The sequence below is a fragment of the Deinococcus sp. AJ005 genome, assembly GCF_009017495.1.
In the GTDB taxonomy this organism is placed as follows: Bacteria; Deinococcota; Deinococci; order Deinococcales; family Deinococcaceae; genus Deinococcus.
In genome coordinates, this window is record NZ_CP044990.1 from 615,071 (window position 1) to 638,578 (window position 23,508).

The window sequence follows — 23,508 nt, forward strand, 5'->3', positions numbered from 1 at the left end:
CCCGGTCACAATTCCATCCGAGGCAGAACCCCATTCAGGGCAGAATCTTCCCTGGATTGAGCAGTCCCGCCGGGTCCAGCAGCGCCTTGATGCCGCGCATCAGCCCCAGCGTGTCGGCGTGTTCGCGGGCCAGATAGGCGCGTTTGTGCAGCCCGACGCCGTGTTCCCCGGTGCAGGTGCCGCCGCGTGCCAGCGTCTCGGTGATCATCGCGTCGTAGACCGCGTTGACTTTTGCCCACGTTTCCGCATCGTCGGGTAGCGCGTGGAACAGCACATGAAAATTACCGTCCCCGACATGCCCCACGATGCTGGCGTCCAGTCCCGCCGCATCTGCCTCGTGCCGGGTAAATTCCACCACCTCCGGCAACTGGTGCAAAGGTACACACAGGTCCGTGGTCATGTTGACGTGGCCGGGATTGAGTGCGGTGATGGCGTAATAGGCGTGGTGGCGGGCCTCCCACAGTTTTGCGCGTTCCTCGGCGCTGTGGGCGGCGTGCAGGCCCATGCCCCCGCCGTCCGTGACCAGTTCGCGGCACAGGTCCAGTGCCTCGGCCAGCGCCGTTTCACTGGGAGAGGCCAGCTCGATCCACAGCGTCGGCGCTTCGGGAAAGTCGGTGCCCTTGTGAACGTTGACGGCGTGAATCTGGCGTTCGTCAATCAGCTCCAGTCGCTCGGGTTGCAGCGCCGCGGCCATGATGTCCACCGCACAGCGAGCGGCGGCCCCCAGCGAGGCAAAATTGGCCCGCAGCACCACCAGATTGGCAGGCAGCGGCCACAGCTTGACCGTCAGTTCGGTGATCACACCCAGTGTTCCTTCCGCACCGATAAACAGGTTCTTGAGGTCATATCCGGCGCTGGTCTTCCTGGCCTTGCTGCCCACCCGGATCACCTCGCCGGAGGCCAGGGCCACCCGCAGTTCCAGCACGTTGTCGCGCATGGTGCCGTAGCGCACCGCCGCCGTGCCGCTGGCGTTGGTGGACGCCATGCCGCCCAGACTGGCCTCTGCGCCGGGATCAACGGGGAAAAACAGACCCAGATGGCGAATCTGGCGGTTCAGTTCCGGGTAGGTCAGGCCCGGCTGCACGGTGGCCTGGAAGCCGCCTGCCGCCACCTCCAGCACGGCCTTCATGCCGCTCACGTCCAGCGACAGCCCGCCGTTTACCGGCACCACCTGTCCCTCAAGGCTGCTGCCCACCGCGAACGGCACCACCGGAAAGCCGTGTTCGGAGGCCAGTTTCAGTGCGTCCACCACGTCCGTCTCGCTCTGGGCGAACAGAACGGCGTGTGGCAGGGCAGATTCCTGGCGGCTCTCGTCGCGGCCATGCGATTCCAGGGCAGCGGCGGTGGTGTCCAGCTTCTCGCCAAAATGGGCTTTTAAGGCGTCCAGGGCGGCGGGGGAGAGGGTATCGGGGCGGGGGAGGGTGGGGGTCATAGATCGGGAAAATATGGCTGACCGTGAGGCACAGCTTGAAAAACGAGCGTCTCAGTATTTAGCGTGTAAATTCCAATATGTTTATCCATCAAATCAGTTGCCAATCTAATTTCAGAGTGGGCATTATCTTGATAAACTTGCTTAGCCAACACAAAGCCCCAAAAATCACTCGGCTCAGCAAGAAGGTGAACAACGGGCGAATCTTCCCAAGTTTGTCCGACGCTCACGGTCTCGTCAAAACGTTGAAGGTCGCAGACCATAATTCCGCAACCGACAACAACCGCATACCGCTCATCCCAAGTGATCAGAGCCGCTTCTGGATTTCCATACATATATCCGACCTCCCAACGACGACCATTAGCATCACGGATTTCAATATATTCAAAGTCAGACCAGATAGAATAATTGCCAGACTCAACTAATTTTCTTGACGTATCAATCGTCATCTCACCACTTCCCGCTGCCAACTGTTCAATAACTCCAGCGCCTGCATCGGCGTCAGGCGGCCCAGGTCCAGCGCGGCCAGTTCGCGGGTTAGTCGGCCATCGTCGCTGCCGGTGTTCAGGGCGGTCAGCAGGCGGGCGGCGCGGGCGGTCACGGGGGCAGGAAGGCCCGCCAGCCGCGCGACTTCCACACCGTAGCTCTGGCGGGCCGCGCCGGGGATGACCTGATGGTAGAAGGTCAGGCCGCCGCGTCCATCGTGCGCGCTGGCATCCTCCTCGGCGGCGACGTGCAGGTTGATCAGGCCGGGATGCTCGCCTTCCAGCCGCGTCAGCTCAAAATAGTGGGTGGCAAACAGCGTGTGCGCGCCTGTCGCGTGCAGATGTTCCAGCGCTGCCTGCGCGATGGCGAGGCCGTCCAGCGTGGAGGTGCCGCGCCCCACCTCGTCCAGAATCACCAGACTGCGGGCCGTGACGCCGTGCAGGATGGCCGCGAGTTCGGACATCTCCACCATGAAGGTGCTGCGCCCGCCGGCCAGATCGTCCGACGCGCCAATTCGGGTGTGAATGGCGTCATAGACGGGCAGATCGGCCCCGTCTGCTGGCACAAACGAGCCGATCTGGTGCAGCAGCGCGCAGATGGCAACCGTTCGCAGGTAGGTGGACTTGCCTGCCATGTTCGGCCCAGTCAGCAGCAATGTGGTGCGGCCCGCGCCCAGGATGGCGTCGTTGGGAACGAACTTGCCCCCGGTGGCCTGCTCTACCACCGGATGCCGGGCCTGAATCAATCTGGCCCCACCGCCGTCTGCGGTCTGCGGGCGTGTCCAGCCGCAGTCCACGGCGATCTCGGCCAGGGCCGCCAGCACGTCCAGTTCGGCCAGTGCGCCCGCCGCCTCCGAGAGAGCCTCCGCGTGCGCGGTCAGACCGTCGCGCAACTCGGTAAAGACTTCCAGCTCCAGCCGCCCCGCCGCCGCTTCCAGCCGGGCGATCTCGCGCTCGCGTTCACGCAGATCGGGGCGCGTAAAACGGGCGCGGTCCTTGAGGGTGGCGATCTGGCGGTAGTCGGAGGGGACTTTGGACAGGTGTGGCCCGGTGACTTCCAGGAAATAGCCGAAGACGTTGTTGAAGCCGACTTTCAGGTTGCCGATGCCCGTCCGCGCCCGCTCGGAGATTTCCAGTTCGGCCAGCCAGGCGCGGTGGCCCACGGCCCCGTTTCTCAGCTCGTCCAGTCCACCGTGGAAGCCGTCGCGGATCAGCCCGCCGTCCCCGGCGCGGATAGGCGGATCGTCCACCAGTGCGGCGCGGATGCGGGTCACGACTTCAGGCAGTCCGGCGAGGCGGGCGCGGACGCCGCCCAGCAGCCCGTCCAGTCCGTCCAGCAGGCGCACGGCTTCTGGCAGCAGCTCCAGCGTGCGGGCCAGCGAGGCGACTTCGCGCGGGGTGGCGCGGCGGGTGGCGACTCTGGCCGAGAGGCGTTCCAGATCGTGCGCGCGGTACAGCAGTGAGCGCACGCCATTTCGCAAGTCGGCGGCGCGGGTCAGGGTTTCCACGCTGTCCAGGCGGGCGCGGATGCTCAACTCGTCCAGCAGGGGCGCACGCAGCCAGGCCCGCAAGCGTCGCCGCCCCCCCGCCGTGCGTGTTTGAGACAGCACGTCCATCAGCGTGACGCCGCCCGGAGCCTGCGCGGTGAACAGTTCCAGCGCCCGCACCGCCGCCTCGGGCAGGCGCATATGCGCCCCCGGCTCAAAGCGCACCGCGCGGCGCACCATCCCCAACTCGCCCTGCTGCGTCACCCGCGCGTAGCCCAGCACCGCCCCGCAGGCCCGACGCAGCGCCGCCGAGGTCAGGCTGCCCGGCACCTCGCCCAGCACGGCCTTCAGCTCGTCACAGCAGCCCGCCTCCTCAAAGTTGGCGGGGGAGAGCATCACCGGAAAACGGGTCTGGAAGTCCGAGAGCAGCGCCGGATTTCCCGACAGTTCGGGGGCCAGCAGCACCTCGCGCGCCCGCCAGCGCGACAGTTCGTCGTACAGCGCCGAGCGGGTGTGGAAGGCAGCACAGCGGAATTCGCCGGTACTCACGTCCAGCAGGGCCAGCGCGTAGCCGTCCCCGGTGGCTACCGCCGCCAGATAGTTCTCGTCGGCGCTGAGATGCCGCTCCTCGGTGACGGTGCCGGGGGTCAGCAGTTGCGTGACCTTGCGCTCCACCAGGCCGCTGCCGGGTTCCTCCACCTGATCGGCCACCGCCACGCACACGCCCGCCGCCAGCAACCGCTCCACGTTGTTGTCCAGCGCCCGCAGCGGAATCCCAGCCATCGGCGTGCTGAAATCCCGGCTGCTCTTGTGGGTCAGCGCGATTCGCAGCAACCGGGCGGTACGTTCGGCGTCCTCACCGAAGGTTTCGTAGAAGTCGCCCACCTGAAACAGCAGGATGGCGTGCGGGAGCTGCGCGGCCACCTCGTCGCGCATCTTCACGTACTGCTCCAGCATCGGCGGCAGCGCCCCGTTCCCGGTTCCCTTCAACACGTTCTGAGCCACCCGCATATGGGGGGCAGCATAGCGGGCGCGGCTGGCGGGCATGGAGAGCTGGGCGGCAATGGCCCGAAAAAAACCCGCGCCGGATGGGAGCGGGTGGTGCTGTGTATTCGTGTATTCGTGGCCCGCTCACATCTGATGACGAGATTTTACGTCTTGGCCCTATACGTCGCAACCGAAGGCACGTAACAGGTCAAGCTCGGTGATGGGCGGCGCGCCGGAACGGGGTGAGGTGGCCAGGCCATGCTGATGGTCAGACTGGTTCAACAGCACGGGGACCATCGGGGCGGCGCGGACGGGGCTGAAGAGGGAACGAAAACGGCGAATCCAGACATTCATGTCAGACACCTCGCTAAATTGGACCTGGGACAGACTGTAGTGGGGAACCTCTCAAAATTTTCTGACTGTGTGAATTTTACGGCTCTCAGTCACTGTTTTACTGCATGCCATCTTTCAGTAAGCGTCACCCAGGGTTGGTTTTTTGGTCATGCGGCTCTCAAGGTGGCTCCAGTCCCGTAAAATGCGGCATCATGGCCTACGATTCCCGCATGGGTTACGACCCGGACCGCAAATTGACCGACGGCGACGTGCATGACCTCAAACCCGCCGGATGGTGGGGCGATGACGGTCTGCTGTTCCGCGAATTCACCTTTGACAGTTATCAGGCCGGGGTGGATTTCGCCGTGCAGGTGGCGGCGCTGGCCGAGGAACGGGGACACCACCCGGACATTCACATTTTTTACAGGCGGGTCAAGCTCAACTACTTCACCCACGATGCGGGCGGCGTGACGGGGGCGGATATCGCGGGCGCGCAGGCGGTCAACGATCTGTTTGATCTGGCAGCCAGACCCGAAGGTGGCGCGGAGGGTTGAAACTCAGCATCCCCGACGCCGATACCCTGTGGGACAGTCTGCCGCCTATGCGGCGGCACCAGCAGATGTTGACCGTGGGGCCAGAGCATCTGGACGAGATGGACCATGTCAACAACACGGTGTATCTGGTGTGGTGCGAGGGGGTGGCCCGTGCCCACGCGGACCGGCTGGGCATGGGTACAGGGGCGCTGCGTGCGCTGGGGGCGGTGCCGGTGGCGCGGCAGCATGTGATCAATTACCACCGTCCGGCGCTGCTGGGGGACCGGGTGCGCGTCCGCACGGCGCTGACCGTTCATGCGGGGCTGCGGAGTGTGCGTGCCTACACCATTGACCGCCTGAACAGCAGCGACCCAGCGGACCTCGGCGTTCGGCTGGCCGAATGTCAGACCGAATGGGTCTGGGTGGACCCTGTGACAGGCCGCCCCCGCCGCGCCCCCGCCGAGGTGATAGACCGCTTCGGCTTCGGGGTTCAGCAGCTTCACGAGAGGCAATAAAAAATGAGACTTTTACCACGTCCCTGACGAACAACAGGAACACTGTACTCGGGTTCTGCCTGCGGATGGCCCAGCGCTCGCTTTGCCCGGCTCGACAGAGCGTAATCCCTGCTCTACCCAATCAAGAAAAATAGGCATTTTGTTGCATTCCCAACAGTTAAAGTCCAGAATAGAGGTCTATGAAATTGCGGACCCTGGGAAGGCTGTCCGTGGAGGGCAGCACTTTCCGCCGTCAGAAGGTGCTGTTGCTCCTGGCGTATCTGTGTGTCGAGGGACCGCAGCCACGCCGCCGTCTGGCCGATCTGTTCTGGCCGGAAGCGGCCAATCCCATGAACAGTCTGGCGCAGCATCTGGTGCATCTGCGCACGTTGCCCGGCGCGGTGCAGGAGGAAGGCAGCCGCGTGGAGGCGGGTGCGGAGGTCTGCTGCGACGTGGGCGAGCTGCGCCGACTGGCCCAGGGCAATCATCTGGAAGCGGCCACGGCGCTGTACGGCGGTCCCTTTCTGGACATGCTGAATATTCCACTGGGCGCGGATCTGGAGGAATGGGTCTATGAAACGCGCGAGACGCTGGCCCGCGAGGTCCGGGGGCTGTGGCTGAATCTGGCGGCGGGGGCAGCGGCGCACGGGCGCTCGGCCTTTGCTGGAGAACTGGCCGCCCGCGCCCTGAACGTGCCGGGCGCGCCGCCCCCCGACGAGCTGGAGCTGCCCCGTCTGCATCACCTGCTGCACCTGGCCGGACATCCACTGGCCGAGGGTATTGAGCGCGAGGCGCATGTGCTGGGCCTGACGCTGGGGGTGGCCCCCGAACTGGCGGCGGCTCCGTTCATGGGCCGCGAGCAGGAAATGGAGCAGCTTGCGCGCCTGGGGGCCGGGGAGGTGGCCTGGATCAGCGGTTCCGGTGGCATGGGCAAGAGCGCCCTGCTGCTGGCCCTGGCCCGTGCGGGTGGCTGGACCGTGCTGACGGCCTGTGCGGACCGTTCCTACGGCACGCTGGAACCGCTGGCGAGGCGTGACGCGCCGCTCAGTTCCGCTGCCCCGCTGGCCCCATTGCGTGACCCGTCCCTGCGCGTGGCGGTAGATGACTGGGAGGGCACGGACGACGCCACACAGGCCGCCCTGGTCCTGGCCGCCCGCCAGCGTCCCGGCGCGGCGCTGGTGATCGTCTCACGCCGCTATCCCCCTTTCGATGTGGACCTGCATCTGGAACTGGGGCCGCTGCCCCCGGAGGCCCTGGCCGATCAGCCGGGGCTGCATGCCCTGACCGACGGTCACCCGCTGCTGGTGGGTGCAGCGCTGTCGGGTGAGGCGTTGGACGGACGCCAGGGAGCCAGAATTCGCGCCCTGCCCCCGGTGGCCCGCGACGCCTTTTTGCTGCTGGCCTTGCAGGAAACGCCGGACCTGCGCGCCACGTCCCGCGCGCTGGGTCTGAACGCCTGCGACTTTGCCCTGATCCTGAGCCGCCTGACCCTGGAGGGCCTGATCCGCGAGAACGGGCAGGTCTATGCTGCTGCCGTCGCGCGCGAGCGGATCGAACGCATTCACGTTCAGGCCCACCTGCTGCACCTCAAGCTGGCCCGCGTCATGCCGGAGGAAACGGCTTGGCCCCATTATGCCGTCGCCCGTGACCTGTGGGAAGACGCCGATGAGGACCGCGCTGCCCACGCGGCAGTCCTGTGCGCCGAGACCCGCCTGGAACGCGGCTATCCCGGCGAGGCGGTGGCCCTGCTGGACTCTTTTCCCCACCGCCCCGAACTGGCTGTGCCGCACGCCTGGGCCTTGCTGGGCGCGGGGCGCTACGCCGAGGCGCTGGCCCGCCTGCAAAAGCTGGAAAGTGCCCGGCAGGCCGAGGGAGCCGTGAGCGTGGCCCGCGCCACCGCCCTGGTGCGCCTGGGACGCCATGAGGAAGCTGCCGCGCTGGCCCATGAAGTCAAAGGGAGCGGGCCAGAAGCGGCGCGGGCGGCGAGTGTGTTGGCCAATGCTGCCAACATCCGGGAAGCCTGGGATGAGGCGCGGCGTTATGCCCAGATTGCGTCTGATCTGTGGCAACTCGGCGGAAACGAAAAGGAACGACTGGGCGAGCTGGTGCTGGTGGCAAAGATGAAAGTTCGCCTGGGCGCTGCGCCCGCCGAGGCTTTCCGGGACGTGCTGGAAAGTTCCAGGGGGCTGCCCAGCATTCGGGGAACGGCGCTGGTGAATTACGCCCAGGCACTGATTGATGTCGGTCAGGCCGAGACCTCTGATGGCGTCATGGAGGAGGCAATTGCAGAGTTGACGGCGGCAGGCGACCGGCTGGGCCTGGCCTCGGCGTATATCAATCTGGGGGTGCGCCGTCACCTTCAAAGCCACCTCACGGAGGCCGCAGTCCACTACCGCCAGGCACTGGGCGTCCTTGCTGGAACAGGCGGTATCCGGCAGATGGGCCTGGCCCTGGGAAATTTAAGCGAGATCAAGGGCGATCTGAGCGCCTTCGAGGACACTCTGGCAATGCTGGGCCGGGCTGGCCAGCATGAACTGGTGGACCACATCCGGCGAAACGCCAACGTCGCCACCCTGTCCCCTGTCCGCTCCCTGCGCTCCTGACCCCGGTCATGGCCTGATCACGGCGGTGGGCGCACCTTGACTCCCGTGGAGGTACAAATGTTTGGACTGAAGAGATTCGCCGTGTGGCGGTGGCTGGTGGCGGGCTTGCTGTGCGTGCTGGGCGCGGTGATGACGGCCTGTGGAAACCCGGGCAACCCAGGCGTGAAACCGCCCGAAGAGGGGCAGGCCCGCGTGTTTCCTTTGATCGCCGCTCCAGGCGATCCGGTCTGGTTGCTGGACGCGCCGCGCGACGCATCACCACAGGGCAAGGTCCGGGTGGGCGGCCAGACGGCGGAGTACATCACGGACGCGGTCTCGGGCTGGCTGCGTTTCGAGGTGCCGCGAAAGGCGGGCGGTGGTCCCCAGCCCATCGAGTTCGTGGGTCTGTCGTCGCCGGGACTGAACCTGAGCCTGACGGTGTTGCCCCCGGAGTCGGCCTTGCAGGACACCGTGCTGTACGCCGCCGCATCTGATCTGGCGGACATTCAGAAGACCTACCGCGACAGGTTGAATCGGCTGCTGGCCGACTGCAAAGGCTCCTGCCCCTCAGAATTGACGAACACCATTGAGCGCCTGTCTGCCCTGAAATTGCCAGAATTTCAGCCGCTCCTCTCAGGCCGCACGCCCGGCAAGCAGGCGCTGGCCTCCACCTCGCGTCCAGAGCTGAACATTTCAAAATTTCCTTCTCCAGCCCCCCAGCCCCAGCCAAGCCAGTTCTGTGGACAGGTGGCCGGTGTGCTGCCGTCCTCCGGCTTGCGTACAGGACAGGTTATCTCGCTGCTGAACCTGCTGTTTGGGGGAAGTCTGGGCACCGATCCCTCCACGTCCGGTCATCCCACCCAGGCCCCCTACCAGGACGGGCCGCCCAGCGCCATCATCAAGAAGTTCCTGGACGCCCCGACTGGCAACGGCAAGGGCGTGGTCATTCATGTGCTGGACACCGCCAGCAATTCTGGTGACCCTTTCGTGATGCAGAGCGACGTGAACTACTACAACACCATTTACAAGAATCGGCCCTACCATGGCTCCATCGCCGGTCAGGTGGCGCAGGTGGTCTCTCCTGGCGCGACGCTGGACTACCAGCAAATCTGCGACAAGAACGGCGACTGTTCCACCTTGAACACCATCAAGGCCCTCTGCGCCGTGGCCGAGGAAGCCCGCAAGGGTGGCAAGCATGTGGTCAACCTGAGCGCGGGCGGGGCCTATCCGACGCTGGGCCTGCTGTGGGCGCTACGTGAAGTGGCGGCGGCAGGTGTGCCCACGGCGGCCTCGTATGGCAACAGCGACGACTGCGCCGGGCTGGTGCCGGGGGACCGTTGCAACCATTTCCCGGCGGACTGGAGCGGAAGCTTCGCCACTTCGGCTGATCCCAAAGCCCCTACCCTGCTCCTCAGTGTGGCGGGCTGGGATGTGGCCACCCTGCAAATGGCGACGTACAACCGGGGCATGCTGTCGCCCGGTGTGATCACGCCGCCGCCCAGCGTGCAGGCCCCAGGCGAGTTCTGGTTCGGTGGACTGCCCTACTTTGGCTCCAGCTTTGCCGCGCCAGTGGTTTCGGGCGTGCTGGCCAACTGGATGGCCTGCAAACCGGGCATGCCGTTCCTCCCATTCGTGAACACGCCGGGGCAGTTGCCGTTGCCGCTGAGCGTGGTGCGCGCCTGTCCTTGACCGGGAAATAGAGCCAGTAAAAAGCCCCCTTCCAGTTTGGAAGAGGGGCTTTTTAGAGAGGAACTTTAGACGCTGATCTCGGCAAACCTCGCGTTTTCCTGAATGAACAGCTTGCGCGGGGCAACTTCATTGCCCATCAGGTCCTCGAAGACCTCATTGGCGACGATCAGGTCCTCGATGCCCACGCGCTTCATGGCGCGGGTTTCGGGGTTCATGGTGGTGTCCCACAGTTGATCGGCGTTCATCTCGCCCAGGCCCTTGAAGCGCTGGATGTCGTATTTCTTGCCTTCCTTGTTGGCGGCGGCAACGGCCACTTTCAGGGCGCTCTCGTCGTACAGGTAGGCCCCCTTCTTCTCACGGCCCACCGTGATGCGGTACAGCGGCGGCTGGGCAATGTACAGGTAACCCGCCTCCACGACGGGGCGCATGTAGCGGTAGAAGAAGGTCAGCAGCAGTGTGGCGATGTGCCCGCCGTCCATGTCTGCATCGGTCATGATGATGATCTTGTGGTAGCGCAGATTGGACAGGTCAAAGTGCATCCGGTCCCCGGTCCCCTCCACACCCGCGCCGATGGCGGCAATCAGTGCCCGGATTTCCGCGTTCTTGAGGATCTTGTTTAGCTCGGCCTTTTCCACGTTCAGGATCTTGCCGCGCAGGGGCAGGATGGCCTGGAAGCGCCGCTCACGCCCACCCTTGGCGCTGCCGCCCGCGCTGATGCCTTCCACGATGAACATCTCGGACTCGGCGGGGTCCTGGGAAGAGCAGTCGGCCAGCTTGCCGGGCAGATCGTCGTTTTCCAGCGGGTTGCTGCGGCGCACGATGTCTCTCGCCTTGCGGGCAGCCTCGCGGGCGCGGGCGGCCTCGGCGGCCTTCTCCACGATGGTCTTGCCCACCTTGGGGTTCTCTTCCAAGAACTCGGCGAACTTCTCGCCCACCACGGCGTTCACCGCCGTCTGGGCCTCGCTGTTCAGCAGCTTGACCTTGGCCTGAGACTCGAACTGTGGCTCGCCGAGTTGCACGCTGACCACGCAGTAGATCCCTTCGAGCAGATCGTCGCCGCTGGGAACGGGGTTCCCGGACTTGATCATGTTCTTGTCTTTCGCGTACTTGTTCAGGATGCGTGTGTAAGCCGTCTTGAAACCGGTCAGCGGCGTGCCGCCGTCACGGGTACGGATCATGTTGGCGTAGGTCAGAATGTTGTCGCTGGCATAGGTGTTGGCGTGGATGAACGCCACTTCCACCACCACGTCGCTGTGGGTACCGCGCATCACGATGGGCTGGTCATACAGCAGCTTGGTGTCGTCGGTGACGAGGGCACGGGCGAAGTTGGCGATGCCGCCCTGCTCGTAGAACACTTCCTCACGCACCTCTCCAGCGTGCAGTTCGGTGCGCTCGTCGCGAACGACGATTTTCAGACCAGTCAGGTAGGCCAGCTCCCGCAGGCGGCCCCGGATGCGGTCATAGGAAAAGGCGTTGTCGAACTCCTTGAACACGCCCGCATCGGGGTGGAAGCTGACCTTGGTGGCCCAGGTCACGTCACTGGGGGTGTCACCCAGCACTTCCAGTGGCGTGGTCACCGCGCCCTGCTCGAAGCGGATGTGATGCAGCTTGCCGCCCTTGTTGACGGTCACGTCCAGGTAGGTACTCAGCGCGTTGACCACGCTGGAGCCGACGCCGTGCAGGCCGCCAGACACCTTGTAAGCGCCCTGGCCGAACTTGCCTCCGGCGTGCAGCTCGGTAAAAATCACTTCAATGGCAGGGCGGCCCTCGGATTCCATCATGTCCACGGGAATGCCGCGCCCGTTGTCGGTCACGGTGGCGCTGCCGTCGGCGTGCATGATGACGTGGATCTCGTCGGCGAAGCCAGCGGTGCCCTCGTCGATGGCGTTGTCGATGATCTCGGTCAGCAACTGGTGGTAGCCGTCCACGCCCGTTCCGCCTTGCACGTACATGCCGGGGCGTTTGCGAACCGCCTCCAGCCCTTTCAAGACGGAGATATCGGCGGCGGTGTACTCGGCACCCGGCCCGCCCACGACGCGGGACTGGGTTGGTGAAGTTTGGGCAACTGGAGCAGTGTTCTGGTCTTTAAGTTTGGTCATTTGACTCCTGCGGCGCACACCCGGCTTTGACGCGGGCTTACGCCAAATTGAGAGGAGAGGGTTGATTGGGACTGATAGGCGCTCAGGGACGCCCTTTCTCGCTACTCAGTATACTACAGCAGTTGAAATAGGTCAACAAAATTACGTGTATAGCATAATAAAGAGATGGAGTTTGGAAGGTGTGAAAAGGCCGTGCTGGCGGTGGATTCTGGGCATTGTTGGGATGACTTCGGTCTGCCCTGGAATGCTGGTTGGGACTGTTCCCCGACGCCCCTATTTTTAGGGGTCTGGCAGACTGTGAAAAACGCGGCTCCTGCATCTCCGAAGAGAATGGGGGCCGCGCTCTTGGTGTGGTTCTTCGGCTGGTCTTCCTGGCCTGTCTTACTCTGTGCCGCCCGTGCCCCTGCGGCCCCGGCGGCGGCGGCGGCGTTTGGCGTCGTCACTCTGGGCCGCGCTGGTCTGGGCTGGCTGCGCGGCTGCGGTCTGGGCCTGGGCGGGCGGTGCGGCCTGACCCTGCGGGGTGCTGCTTCCCTGTGAACTGCTCTGGCCTCCGCGCTGACCCTGCGGGCGTCCGTTGGGGCGCTGGACCGCTCCCCGGTCACTCCCGCCCCGCGTGTGGCCGCGCTCGCCGCGCGCCGCACTGCCCCGGTTGTTGCTGCCGCGCTCCTGCACGCCGCGCCCGCCCCGGTTAAAGTCCCGGCGTCCACCGCCATCGTTGCCGTCGTCGGGCGGCATGTTTTCCATGGTCCAGTCGCCGAAATACATGCGCTGCACGGTGATGTTCACGGGGCGCAGGTGTTCGTTGCGGGGACGCTCCAGCGTGACCACGCGCCGCGCGCCGCGCCGGGGGCCGGCGCTGCCCCCACTGTTGCCGCCGACTTCACCGCCTCCATTGCCGTCCATGCTGACGCCGCCGAAGGTGCGGCCCTGGCCCCGGCCCTGGTTGCCCTGGCCTGCGCGCCCACGTCCGCCCTGGCGGGGGGAAGCGTCGGCAGAGGACGAGGCGGCGGGGGCCGGGTCTTCCAGCGTGAATTTGCGCGGCTCGCTGACGGGCACGCTCTGTAATTTCTCGCGCTTTTCCTGCTCGCGGTCATCGCGGCGGCGGGCGCGGGGTTTGACGGGTGAATCCATGTCGTTCTCCTCATTGAAGTTGCCGGGTCGGTAGTCCGGGTCGGTGGGGTCGGCCAGCGTGAAATCGGTTTGGCGGGCCAGCGGCTTGACGGTGCTGATGGTGACGTTGACGCTGTCACCCAGGCGAAAGCTCTTGCCCCGGCTGCGGCCCTTGAGCATCTGCGCGTCTTCCAGGTACATGTAGTAGTCGTCGTCCAGGTTGCTGATGTGCAGCTTGCCTTCCACGCCGTTGTCCAGCATGACGTACAGCCCGCTGGCCACCACCCCTGACACGTTGCCGGGGAACGACTCACCCAGATGTTCCTGCGCCCACTTGGCCTGGTAGTACTTGGTCAGGTCCCGCTCGGCCTCGGACGCCGTGCGTTCGCGTTCGCTGGTGTGGTCCCCCATGCCGGGCAGACGGCCCTGAAGCAGTGCCACCTCACGGTTGCCCGCCTTGAGTTCCCCGCTCAGGATGCCCTTAATCACGCGGTGGACCAGCAGATCGGGATAGCGGCGGATAGGGGAGGTGAAGTGCAGGTACTCGTCGAACGCCAGTCCGAAGTGGCCCAGGTTCTCGCCCGAGTACTTGGCCTGCTGCATGGAACGCAGCAGCAGCGTGTTGACGACGCTCTCGCGGTTGGTGCCGCGCACTTCCTTCAGCACGGCCTGATACGCCTGGGGCGTCGGCTCGCCGCCGGGGAAGGCGAAGCCCAGCCGCCCGATGGCCGCCGTCACGTCCTGGAAGCGTTGCAGGGTGGGTTCCTCGTGGATGCGGAACAGGGCGGGGATGTCGCGCCCAATCAGGAAACGGGCCACCACCTTGTTCGCCAGCAGCATCAGGTCCTCGATCATGCCGCGCGCGGTTTCCTCGCGGATCGGGATCAGCTCCATGCGCCCGTCTTTGCCCACGTCCACCTTGACCTCGCGCATCTTGAAGTCCAGGGATCCCTCGCGCAGCCGCTTCTGGCGCAGCTTTGTGGTGATCTTGAGCAGGAGATGCAGGTCTCCTTCCAGATTGCGGGCCGTCTCGGGCAGGGTGGCCGTGGCCTCGCTGTAAGCCTGCACCTCGTCATAGGTCAACCGCGCCTTGGAGTTGATGACGCTGGGCGCGATCTTGACGTCCAGAATCTCACCCTCGGCGGACAGCTCAACTAAAGCCGTCAGCGTGAGACGGTCCTGATCGGGCACCAGGCTACACACGCCGTTGCTGAGGTGTTCGGGCAGCATGGGCAGCACGCGGCCCGGCAGATACACGCTGGTGGCGCGGGCAAAGGCTTCCTCGTCCAGCGGCGTGCCTTCCTGCACGTAATGGCTCACGTCCGCGATATGCACGCCCACCACGAAGTTGCCTTCTGGCGTGGGCTGGATATGAATGGCGTCGTCAAAGTCCTTGGCGTCGCGCCCGTCCACCGTGAAGATGTTGTACCCGCGCAGGTCCAGGCGGCCATGCAGGGCTTCCGCCGGAATCTCGACTGGAATGGCCTCGGCCTGCTCCAGCACAGGTTCAGGGAACTCGCCGCGCAGACCGAACTTGACGATCACGGCTTCCGTCTCGGTTTCGGGATCGTCCTCGGCTCCCAGCACGCGCGTGACCTGACCGAACACCTCGTCCTCGCCAGTGTTTTCGGGCCAGAACAGTTCGGTGACGACCCGTGCGCCCGCCTCTAATTCCTCAATGCCTTCAGGCAAAACAAGGATGCGGTGACGGGCGCGGTGGTCATCCGGCTTGAGGATCGGGTGGCCGTGGCTGTATTCCAGCGTGCCGACGAGCTGCTTGTAGGCACGCTGCACGATCCGCACGACGCTGGCGCGGGGGCTGCCGTCGCCCTTCTGCCCGCGCCGGGGACTGCCGCCGCCCCGCCCACCTTCACTGCGTCCGCTGTCGCCCCGGCCTTCCATCCTGACCAGCACAATGTCGCCGTTCCAGGCTTCCAGCGTCTGCTCGGCGGGAACGTAGAAATCATCGCCGCCGCTGTCGGGAATGACGAAGCCAAAGCCCGCCGCCGACGCCTGGAAGCGCCCACGCACCAGGCTCATGGCCTCGGGCAGCCCGTAGGTCTTCTTGCGGGTGCGGATGACCTGTCCCTCGTCCGTCAGGGTGTCCAGCAACTCTTCCAGCTCGCGCCAGCCGCCAATGCGGTTGATGGCCTGGCGCGTAAAGGTGCGTTCCAGATCACGCACATGCACGGGCCGTCCCAGCTTGCGGAGCTGGGCGATGACCAGTTCGCGCTCGGGGCTGAGGGGCTGGATTTCTTCTTGCGGCTCAGCCGCTGCTTCGATGGCCGCTGTCTCGGTTACTTCCGCTTCGGGCTGGATTTCCTCTAGAGGCGTCGGCTGGGCGCGCTTGCCCCGGCCCCCACGTCCGCGCGTCTGTGAACGGGGCTTGGGGGCCGGCTGCGCCTCGGAGGCTTCCTGTACGGCGTGCGTGGAGTCCACCGCCGGGACCGCTTCGGAGGCGGAGACGATCTGCACGGCATGCGTGGCCTTCGGTGCCATGTCCACTGCTTCCACGCCGTCCAGCATTTCGGGCAGGGGAGAGTCGGACAGCGCCTTCCGGCGGCCCCGCGTCTTCCTGGGAACTTCCAGAATCAACGGATCGGTTGCTGCCTCAACTGTTTCTGGCTCAACGGCTTCCCGCTCAACTGCTTCTGGCGCGGACTCGGCCTGTCTGGGTTTGCGGCCCCGACGGGCGGGTTTAAGGGCTTCAGCTTCTGGAGCAGTTTCCTCGGCGGCAGCCTGCACCACGGGGGTTTCCATCACGGGGGGTTGTGCGGGCGCACTGGCCTCATCAGCTTCAATGAGAGGTAGAGCCTGGGCGGCAGCTTTGCGGCCCCGCCGTCTGGGGGCTTCGGTCTGAACTTCAGGAGTCCTGATTTCTGGGACTTCCGGCTCAGTCTGGACTGCGGGAGCGGCCTGCGCCTTTGCGGCAGGGGCTTTGCGCGGCTGCCTGGGCTTTTTGGCGGGGGTGGCTTCGGCGGCGGGTTCCTCGTTCGCAGCGACTGTCTCAAGCGCCGTCATTGGCTCAGGCACAGTGGCCTCAGCCTCGGCGGGAGGAACCACTGCCTGAGCGGCCTTCCTCCCTCTTTTTGATTTGCTGGGCTGAGGCTGTTCGGCTTGAACTGGCCCGCTCTGAACGGGTGTGCTCTGAACTGGCTCAGCCTGGACCCCAGCCACTTCCACCGGTTCAGCCACCAGCACTTCAGGCTGGGCCTTCGGCTTCCGGGGCGTGGCCTTCTTGCTGGCAGCCTGAGCCGCCGCTTTCGCGGGCACTTTTTTCGTCGTTGTGGGTTTGCTCATTTCTGGTGCGGCATCTGCCGCCTGGGACGCGGTCTTTCCGGGCCGCTGGCCTGCTGTCTTCTTCACTGGCTTCTGGACCTCGGCGCTGGGCTGCACAACTTCTACAACTTCTCGCGCCGCGTCCTGCTTTTTCACTTTAGGCATTCACGCACCTGGTTACTCAGGACGTGCCCGTGGGGTTATGTCGTGGGCGCACGTTGATCTGGCCAATTCCTGCGTTCTGGCGTCCAGCATCAACGCGCGCGGCCCGCCCACGGGCAACTGGTCTGTCGCTTCCTCGGGTTTGCGCCTTTGCATGCCACGGCCCTCTTCTCGGGGCCAGTCTGGCGGCGCTGTCCTGAAACCCGGCAGCAAGCGCAGCATAACACGCCTCACCTGACCCCACCCTCACGCAAGGCTGATTTTCCGTCCGTTAGGACCCAGGGACCAGAAGAACGCCCCCACCTCGTTGAGAGGCTGGGGGCGCTTGTGGTGGTGTCCTGCTTTACATTCGGCGGGCGTCGATCGTGTTCTCGTCCACGAACTCGCCGCCGTGACGCTGGGCGGCCTCGGCCACCACGTCGTAGGGAACGGCGTCTTCCACGGCCACCGCGCGGCCACCAGTGTTCACGGTGTCGTGCATGCGCCCGTAGTAGTCGTCGTTGACGCCGTAGGAACCGTAGTCGTCATTCGCTGTGCGGCCATCGTGGTTCTCGTCCACACCCGCCGCGCCGCCGGTGGCGCCCACTGCCGCGCCCACGCCTGCGCCCAGTGCGGCCATGCCCAGAATCACCGGAATCGCCAGACCGCCGGTGGCGACGGTGGCCCCGACGCCTGCCACCGTGCCGATGGTGCCCAGCAGGCCCGCGCCCGCACCGACGACGGCGCCCACACCAGTGCCCTTGACTGCGCCTGCGCCCGCATCTTCAGCGGCAGCGCTGGGCTGACCGTCCATGCTGGTGCCCGCCGTGTTGTCGTAGGTGCGGACGTCGCCGCCCACCGCCGTGGTGCTGCCCATCTCGCTGTGGCGGCCATAGGTAGAGGTACCCAGCGTTGGGGCCACCACGTTCTTCTGCTGCATTTCGGCAATGAAAGCATCGGCCTGTGCCGTCGTTGGAAAGAGAATGTGTTTCATGACACTCAGTCTGGCCGCGAGGCCGCCGTGCCGCATGAGACGACCTCAAACAGGCGTTGCGGTGATCCTGAAATGACCTGTAGGTCGGTCTCATCTGGGGAATTGCACTGGTCAGGCGATTTTCGTGGCCTCGTAGACCTGGGAAGGCCGGGCAAACTCCTCCTGGGCGGCCACCAGCATGATCTCGCGACTGTTCTGCTTGTGCGTGAGTTTCAGCAGGCCGTAGAGCGCGCTCATCGACAGGCTCAGGGCCGCCGCCACATCACGCGTTTGCAGGTAGTGCCCGAAGAACAGCGCGGCAATCGCGTCCCCGGTGCCGTTGCGCGGCGGGTCCAGCGGCAGCAGCGGCGTGCGGCACAGCCACGCCCCGTCGTCCGTGACGACCAGCGTCTCGATCTGGTCCGCCGGGGCGTCCTGGCGCACCAGACTGGTGACCACCACGATCCGGGGGCCAGAGGCGTACAGGCGTCCCCGCAACTCGGAGGCCGCCTCCAGCGCGTCGTTCAGGGTGTGGACCGACTTGCCCGTCAGCAGTTCCAGCTCGAACTGGTTGGGCGTCAGGATGTCGGCGGCCCCCAGCGCCTGCGCGGCGATCAGCTCCGGCAGTTCCGGGCGCACGAACACGCCGCGCCCCACGTCGCCCATCACCGGGTCACAGCAGTACAGCGCCGCCGGGTTGGCCTCACGCACCCGCCGCACCGCCTCCACCACCGCCGCCACCGTGCCACCCGATCCCATGTAGCCGCTCAGCACACCCGCGCATTCGGCCAGCACGCCGCGCGCCTCGATGCCGTCCACCAGTTCGGCGATCTGCTCGGGGGGAAACACAGCTCCGGTCCACGCGCCGTAGCCGGTGTGGTTGGAAAACTGCACGGTGTTGATGGCCCAGACCTCGATGCCCAGACGTTGCAACGGGAACACGGCAGCGGCGTTGCCGACATGCCCGAAGCTGACCCACGACTGGATGCTCAGGACGTTCAGGGGCGGCACATTCAGGGGCTGTGGAGTGGGCGAGGTCATGCCCAGCAGCATAGGGCGTGGGTGGGGGAGATGGAGAGGCCAGAAGCCCTCGGGTGTGGGGTTGGATTTTTAATGGCGCTGGAGGTCTCGTCTGGAGTTCAGACCCAGATGGCCCACGTGCGTACCGTAATCCTTCACCTTGCGGCTGGCCCCCGCCGTCCGGCATACTCTTGAGCGCCGCAGGCTGGCGCGTTGGCACACCCAACCGTCGCCCCCTGACGATAACCGCATAGTCTTTCCGCCCCCGGCCCTGTCAGGCCGAGTTCACAGCGGCGTGCCGCACGCGCCCAGCAGAGGTTCCTTTTGACCGCAATCCCCAAATCTTTCGCTCCCAAATTCGACTTTCAGGCCTACCGGCACGAGTGGTTCCAGAACCCGCGCGGCGATGTGCTGGCGGGCATCGTGGTGGCGCTGGCGCTGATCCCGGAGGCGATTGCCTTCTCGATCATCGCCGGAGTCGATCCCAAGGTGGGCCTGTACGCCTCGTTCATCATCGCGATGGTTATTGCCTTTATCGGGGGCCGCCCCGCCATGATCAGCGCGGCAACAGGGGCAATGGCGCTGCTGATGGTGGGCATCGTCAAGAATTACGGGCTGGACTATCTGTTCGCGGCCACCATCCTGACCGGGCTGTTGCAAATCGTGTTCGGCTGGGCGCGGCTGGCCCGCTACCTGAAGTTCATTCCGCGCCCGGTGATGGTGGGCTTCGTGAACGCGCTCGCCATCCTGATCTTCTCGGCGCAACTGCCCCAGTTCGTGGGGGCAGGCTGGCAGATGTACGCGATGGTAGCCGCCGGACTGGCGATCATTTACTTACTGCCGCGCGTGTTTAAGGCCATTCCCAGCGCCCTGGTTGCCATCGTGGTGCTGACCGTCGTGGCGATTTTCGGCCATGTGGACGTGAAGACCGTGGGCGATATGGGCGCACTGCCCGGTGCATTGCCACCTCTTCATCTGCCTAACGTGCCGTTGACGTTTGCGACGCTTCAAATCATCTTTCCCGTGGCGCTAACGCTGTGCCTGGTGGGCCTGATCGAGAGCCTGCTGACGGCCCAACTGGTGGACGAACGCACTGACACCACCAGCAACAAGAACATCGAGTCGCGTGGGCAGGGCGTGGCGAACATCGTCACCGGCTTTTTTGGCGGCATGGCCGGCTGCGCCATGATCGGCCAGAGCATGATCAACGTCGGCAACGGCGGGCGTGGGCGGCTGTCCACCTTTGTGGCCGGGGCCTTTCTGCTGCTGCTGATCCTGGTCCTGCAACCGCTGCTGGTGCAGATTCCGATGGCCGCCCTCGTGGCCGTGATGATCGTGGTCAGCGTCAGCACCTTCGACTGGAACAGCCTGCGGACCCTGACCGTCTTTCCGAAGGGCGAGACCATCGTGATGATCGCCACCGTGCTGACCACCGTGGTCACGCATGATCTGTCCAAGGGCGTGTTGGTGGGCGTGATTCTCAGCGCACTGTTCTTCGCGCGGCAGGTCTCCACGATGTCATCGGTCACGCACAGCGACGGCCCGGACGGGCGCACCTACCATGTCGGCGGGCAACTGTTCTTCGTCAGCACGCACGACTTCGTGCATCAGTTCGACTTCCACCATGCCAGCCAGCACGTCACCATCGACATGAGCGCCGCGCACATCTGGGATGGGTCTGCCGTGGGGGCACTGGACAAGGTGATCCTCAAATTCCGCTCGCTGGGGATTCCGGTGGAAGTCGTGGGGCTGAACGAGGCGTCGGCGCACCTGCTGGACCGGATTGCGATCCATGACAAGCCGGATTCAGTGGGTGTTGATATACACTAACCTTCACAATCCTGCGCCCCGACATCACTGCTGCGGGTCACAGGTTCCGGCGACCATACGCCGAACTGGGGGAAGTCTGCTGCCGCGACTTTCCCCTTTTTTTGAGGTTTTCTAGCCTCTCCCGTCTGCCACCTGCCCCGCTTCCCAAAGGAGTCCCTCTTGAACGACTTACCTGCCACGCCCAGCTCTTCCCCGTTCCGCATCTTGGTCAACCGCCATGGCTGAAGGTGGCGAGACCCTCAACCTGCTGACCAGCCTGGGCCTGAACCTGTCGCCGCAGACGCTGACGGTCCTGGCAGTGGCTTTGTTCGTGGCGACTTACGCCATGATCCTGCTGGAAAAGTACGTTCACCGCACGGTGGCCGCGCTGCTGGGGGCCTGCGCCGTGATGGTGCTGGGCATCCTGACGCCCACCCAGGCGTGGGCCAGCATCGACTTCAACACCATCTTCCTGCTGTTCGGGATGATGAACATCGTCAACGTGTTGAGCCGCAGCGGCTTTTTCGACGTGGTGGCCCGCCGCGCCATGATCATCACGCGAGGCGAACCGGCGCGGGTGCTGTGGATCTTCAGCATCCTGACCGCCGTGTTCAGCGCCTTTCTGGACAACGTGACCACGGTGCTGTTCATGGCCCCGGTGGTGGTCACGGTGGTGGCACGGCTGGGGCTGCGGCCCATGCCGTACCTGATCGCGGTGATCCTGGCCAGCAACACCGGGGGCACCGCCACGCTGGTGGGGGACCCGCCCAACATCATCATCGGCTCGGTGGCGGGCAAGGGCTTCGGGGACTTTCTGGTGAATGTCGCGCCGTATGCCACCGTTGCCACGGTGCTGGGCATCGGCCTGATGCACCTGCTGATGAAGGCGCGCGGCGATCTGGCTGGGGGGGGAGACAGTGAACGGCTGCGGGCGGCCCTGACCGACACCACACCGATCAAGACCAACCCCAAATTGATGAAGCAGGCGCTGGGCGTCTTCGCCGTCACGCTGCTGCTGTTCATGATCGGGCATCCGCTGGGCCTGGAGGCTGGGCTGGTGGCGCTGACCACCTCCACCTTCCTCATGCTGATCGCGGACCTGACCCCGGTGGAACTGTTCGAGCAGGTGGAGTGGACCACGTTGCTATTCTTCATGGGCCTGTTCATCGTGGTGGGTGGCCTGGAGGAAGTCGGCGTGTTCCAGACCGTGGCCGCAGGGCTGACGGGGGCCATCGACGGCAACATCGGCACGGGCATTCTGGCGGTGGGATTTGCCAGCGCGATCATCAGCGGCTTCGTGGACAACATCCCCTTCACCATTTCGATGGCCAGCGTGCTGCGTGAGTTGCAGGTTACCCTCGGCCCCGCGATGGACCCACTGTGGTGGGCGCTGTCCCTCGGCGCGTGTTTGGGCGGCAACCTGACCCTGATCGGCGCGTCGGCCAACATCGTGGTCTCGGACATCGCCGCCCGAGAGGGCCATCCGATGGGCTTCGTGGAATTCATGAAGTACGGCACCCCCGTGGCGTTGATCACGGTCACGGTGGCGCTGGGACTGTTTTACGGGGCGTTTGTTTTGCGGGGCGGGTGATCGGGGAAGTGTTGATCGGGGAAGTGCAGAATGCTGATGGCTGAAGCTGGTGGCTGAGCGGGTTTGCTGCTGAATGGTCCCTCACCCCAAGCTTTCGCAAGGCCCTCTCTCGTCCCGAGCTGTACCAGTCCCACGGGGGGAGAGGGGAAAAGACATAAACCCTCCGCAGGAGCTTCCCAATGCAAATCCTCGATCTCGCCACCCTGCTGGTCTGCGTGACCGCCGCGCTGGCTTTTGTCAACGCCCGTTACTGGAAATTGCCCGCCTCGATTGGTGTGACCGTGGGCGGCCTGGGCGTCAGCCTGATCATCTTCGCGCTGGTCAGCCTGGACGTGCCGTTCGCGCGGGACGCGGTGAGTCTGGTGCGTGGCATCGAGTTCAACGATTTCGTGTTCCAGGGCGTGCTGTCGTTCCTGCTGTTTGCCGGAGCGCTGGGCGTCAACTCTCACGCGTTGTGGGGACTGCGGGGGCCGGTGCTAACGTTCGCGCTGCTGTCCACCGCCATCTCGATTGGGCTGGTGGGCGGGGCCACCTACGCGCTGCTGGGGCTGTTCGGGCTGGACGTGTCGTTCGTGTACTGCCTGCTGTTTGGCGCGCTGATCAGCCCCACCGATCCGGTGGCGGTGCTGGGCATGCTGAAACAGGCGGGGGTGCCCAAACGCATTGAAACGCTGGTGGCAGGCGAGAGCCTGTTCAACGACGGCGTGGGCGTGGTGGCCTTCGCGGTGCTGGCCGGAATCGCAGCGGCGGGCGGCGGCGGCGGTGAAGCCCACGGCCCCGCCATGAGCGCAGGCGGAGTTGCCCTCTTCTTCGCGCAGGAGGCGCTGGGCGGGCTGGCGCTGGGCCTCTTCCTGGGCTGGGTGGGCTGGCTGGCACTTAGATCGGTCAGCGATTTCGTGGTCGAGGTGCTGGTTACCCTGAGCGTGGTGCTGGCCTGCACCGCGATTGCCGCCAACCTGCATGTGTCCGCGCCGCTGGCTGCCGTGGCTGCCGGACTGCTGATTGGGTCGCTGGCCGAACGCCGCCCTGCCGGGCTATCCTCGCGTGAGCGCTTCGAGGGCTTCTGGCACCTGGCCGACGAGCTGCTGAACATCTTCCTGTTCGCGCTGCTGGCGCTGGAGGTGGTGGTGGTGCGCTTCAGCGGGCAGTCGCTGCTGCTGGGGCTGATCGCCATTCCACTGGTGTTGCTGGTTCGCACCATTAGCGTGTATCTGCCGGTGCTGGTGCTGGGTCGGCGGCGCGACTTCAACCCGTACACCCGCCGCCTGATGATCTGGGGCGGGCTGCGCGGGGCGATCAGCGTGGCGCTGGCCTTCACGGTGCCCGCCGGGCCGGAGCGTGACCTGTTTCTGGTCATGACCTACGTGGTGGTGGTGTTCAGCATCATCGTGCAGGGGCTGACGGTGGGGCGGCTGGCAGCGCGGGCCGTGGATGCAACGGAAGGAGAGAAAGCTTAACTGGGTCCTT

General features: G+C 65.2%; 15 protein-coding genes. 7 read left to right on the plus strand and 8 right to left on the minus strand.

All coding sequences use genetic code 11. The features are described 5' to 3' along the window. Positions 1-34: 34 nt before the first annotated feature. The 4 genes from DAAJ005_RS04950 to DAAJ005_RS18870 form a co-directional block, all read right to left on the minus strand. Positions 35-1,432: an FAD-binding oxidoreductase gene (locus tag DAAJ005_RS04950; protein ID WP_151846146.1), complete on the minus strand. Its 1,398-nt coding sequence runs from the start codon at positions 1,430-1,432 to the stop codon at positions 35-37. After that, positions 1,429-1,878, minus strand: coding sequence for a hypothetical protein (locus DAAJ005_RS04955; protein ID WP_151846147.1), 450 nt, complete (start codon positions 1,876-1,878; stop codon positions 1,429-1,431). Before DAAJ005_RS04955 ends, DAAJ005_RS04950 begins: the two co-directional genes overlap by 4 nt. Further along, the gene (gene mutS, locus DAAJ005_RS04960) at positions 1,875-4,412 is read right to left on the minus strand and encodes a DNA mismatch repair protein MutS (protein WP_151846148.1); all 2,538 of its coding nucleotides are present in this window, start codon (positions 4,410-4,412) and stop codon (positions 1,875-1,877) included. Before mutS ends, DAAJ005_RS04955 begins: the two co-directional genes overlap by 4 nt. Before the next feature lie 153 nt (positions 4,413-4,565). Next, positions 4,566-4,742, minus strand: a complete 177-nt coding sequence (locus tag DAAJ005_RS18870) for a hypothetical protein (protein WP_192930869.1) — start codon at positions 4,740-4,742, stop codon at positions 4,566-4,568. A 191-nt stretch (positions 4,743-4,933) separates the two neighbouring features. On the opposite strand from DAAJ005_RS18870, the gene DAAJ005_RS04965 reads away from it, so the two are divergent. From DAAJ005_RS04965 to DAAJ005_RS04980, 4 genes are all read left to right on the plus strand, one after another. Continuing rightward, positions 4,934-5,275: a 4a-hydroxytetrahydrobiopterin dehydratase gene (locus DAAJ005_RS04965; RefSeq protein WP_151846149.1), complete on the plus strand. Its 342-nt coding sequence runs from the start codon at positions 4,934-4,936 to the stop codon at positions 5,273-5,275. Further along, positions 5,272-5,769: a thioesterase family protein gene (locus DAAJ005_RS04970; RefSeq protein WP_226342579.1), complete on the plus strand. Its 498-nt coding sequence runs from the start codon at positions 5,272-5,274 to the stop codon at positions 5,767-5,769. Before DAAJ005_RS04965 ends, DAAJ005_RS04970 begins: the two co-directional genes overlap by 4 nt. Positions 5,770-5,948: 179 nt before the next feature. Continuing rightward, complete coding sequence (locus DAAJ005_RS04975) at positions 5,949-8,351, plus strand: hypothetical protein (RefSeq protein ID WP_151846150.1); 2,403 nt, start codon at positions 5,949-5,951, stop codon at positions 8,349-8,351. Positions 8,352-8,408: 57 nt separating this feature from the next. Continuing rightward, positions 8,409-10,019, plus strand: coding sequence for a S8/S53 family peptidase (locus tag DAAJ005_RS04980; protein ID WP_151846151.1), 1,611 nt, complete (start codon positions 8,409-8,411; stop codon positions 10,017-10,019). A gap of 65 nt (positions 10,020-10,084) precedes the next feature. Here DAAJ005_RS04980 and DAAJ005_RS04985 read toward each other — a convergent pair whose 3' ends face one another. From DAAJ005_RS04985 to pdxY, 4 genes are all read right to left on the minus strand, one after another. Beyond that, positions 10,085-12,118 (minus strand): DNA gyrase subunit B, encoded by a 2,034-nt coding sequence (locus tag DAAJ005_RS04985; RefSeq protein WP_226342580.1) that lies wholly within the window; start codon positions 12,116-12,118, stop codon positions 10,085-10,087. Between the two features lie 381 nt (positions 12,119-12,499). After that, positions 12,500-16,672, minus strand: a complete 4,173-nt coding sequence (gene rnr, locus DAAJ005_RS04990; protein ID WP_192930870.1) for a ribonuclease R — start codon at positions 16,670-16,672, stop codon at positions 12,500-12,502. A gap of 340 nt (positions 16,673-17,012) precedes the next feature. Then, positions 17,013-17,642 carry a hypothetical protein gene (locus DAAJ005_RS04995; RefSeq protein WP_151846152.1) on the minus strand — a complete coding sequence of 210 codons (630 nt, stop codon included), beginning with the start codon at positions 17,640-17,642 and terminating at the stop codon, positions 17,013-17,015. 111 nt (positions 17,643-17,753) lie between these two features. Further along, positions 17,754-18,662: a pyridoxal kinase PdxY gene (gene pdxY, locus DAAJ005_RS05000; RefSeq protein WP_151846153.1), complete on the minus strand. Its 909-nt coding sequence runs from the start codon at positions 18,660-18,662 to the stop codon at positions 17,754-17,756. 312 nt (positions 18,663-18,974) lie between these two features. On the opposite strand from pdxY, the gene DAAJ005_RS05005 reads away from it, so the two are divergent. The 3 genes from DAAJ005_RS05005 to DAAJ005_RS05015 all read left to right on the plus strand — a co-directional run bounded on the left by DAAJ005_RS05005 (position 18,975) and on the right by DAAJ005_RS05015 (position 23,498). After that, the gene (locus DAAJ005_RS05005; protein ID WP_370519816.1) at positions 18,975-20,471 is read left to right on the plus strand and encodes a SulP family inorganic anion transporter; all 1,497 of its coding nucleotides are present in this window, start codon (positions 18,975-18,977) and stop codon (positions 20,469-20,471) included. Positions 20,472-20,688: 217 nt separating this feature from the next. Beyond that, on the plus strand, positions 20,689-22,041 hold the full coding sequence (locus tag DAAJ005_RS05010) for an SLC13 family permease (RefSeq protein WP_151846155.1): 1,353 nt from the start codon (positions 20,689-20,691) through the stop codon (positions 22,039-22,041). A gap of 179 nt (positions 22,042-22,220) precedes the next feature. After that, a complete protein-coding gene (locus DAAJ005_RS05015; RefSeq protein ID WP_151846156.1) occupies positions 22,221-23,498 on the plus strand; it encodes a sodium:proton antiporter in 1,278 nt (425 codons plus the stop codon). The last annotated feature ends 10 nt before the right edge of the window (positions 23,499-23,508 follow it).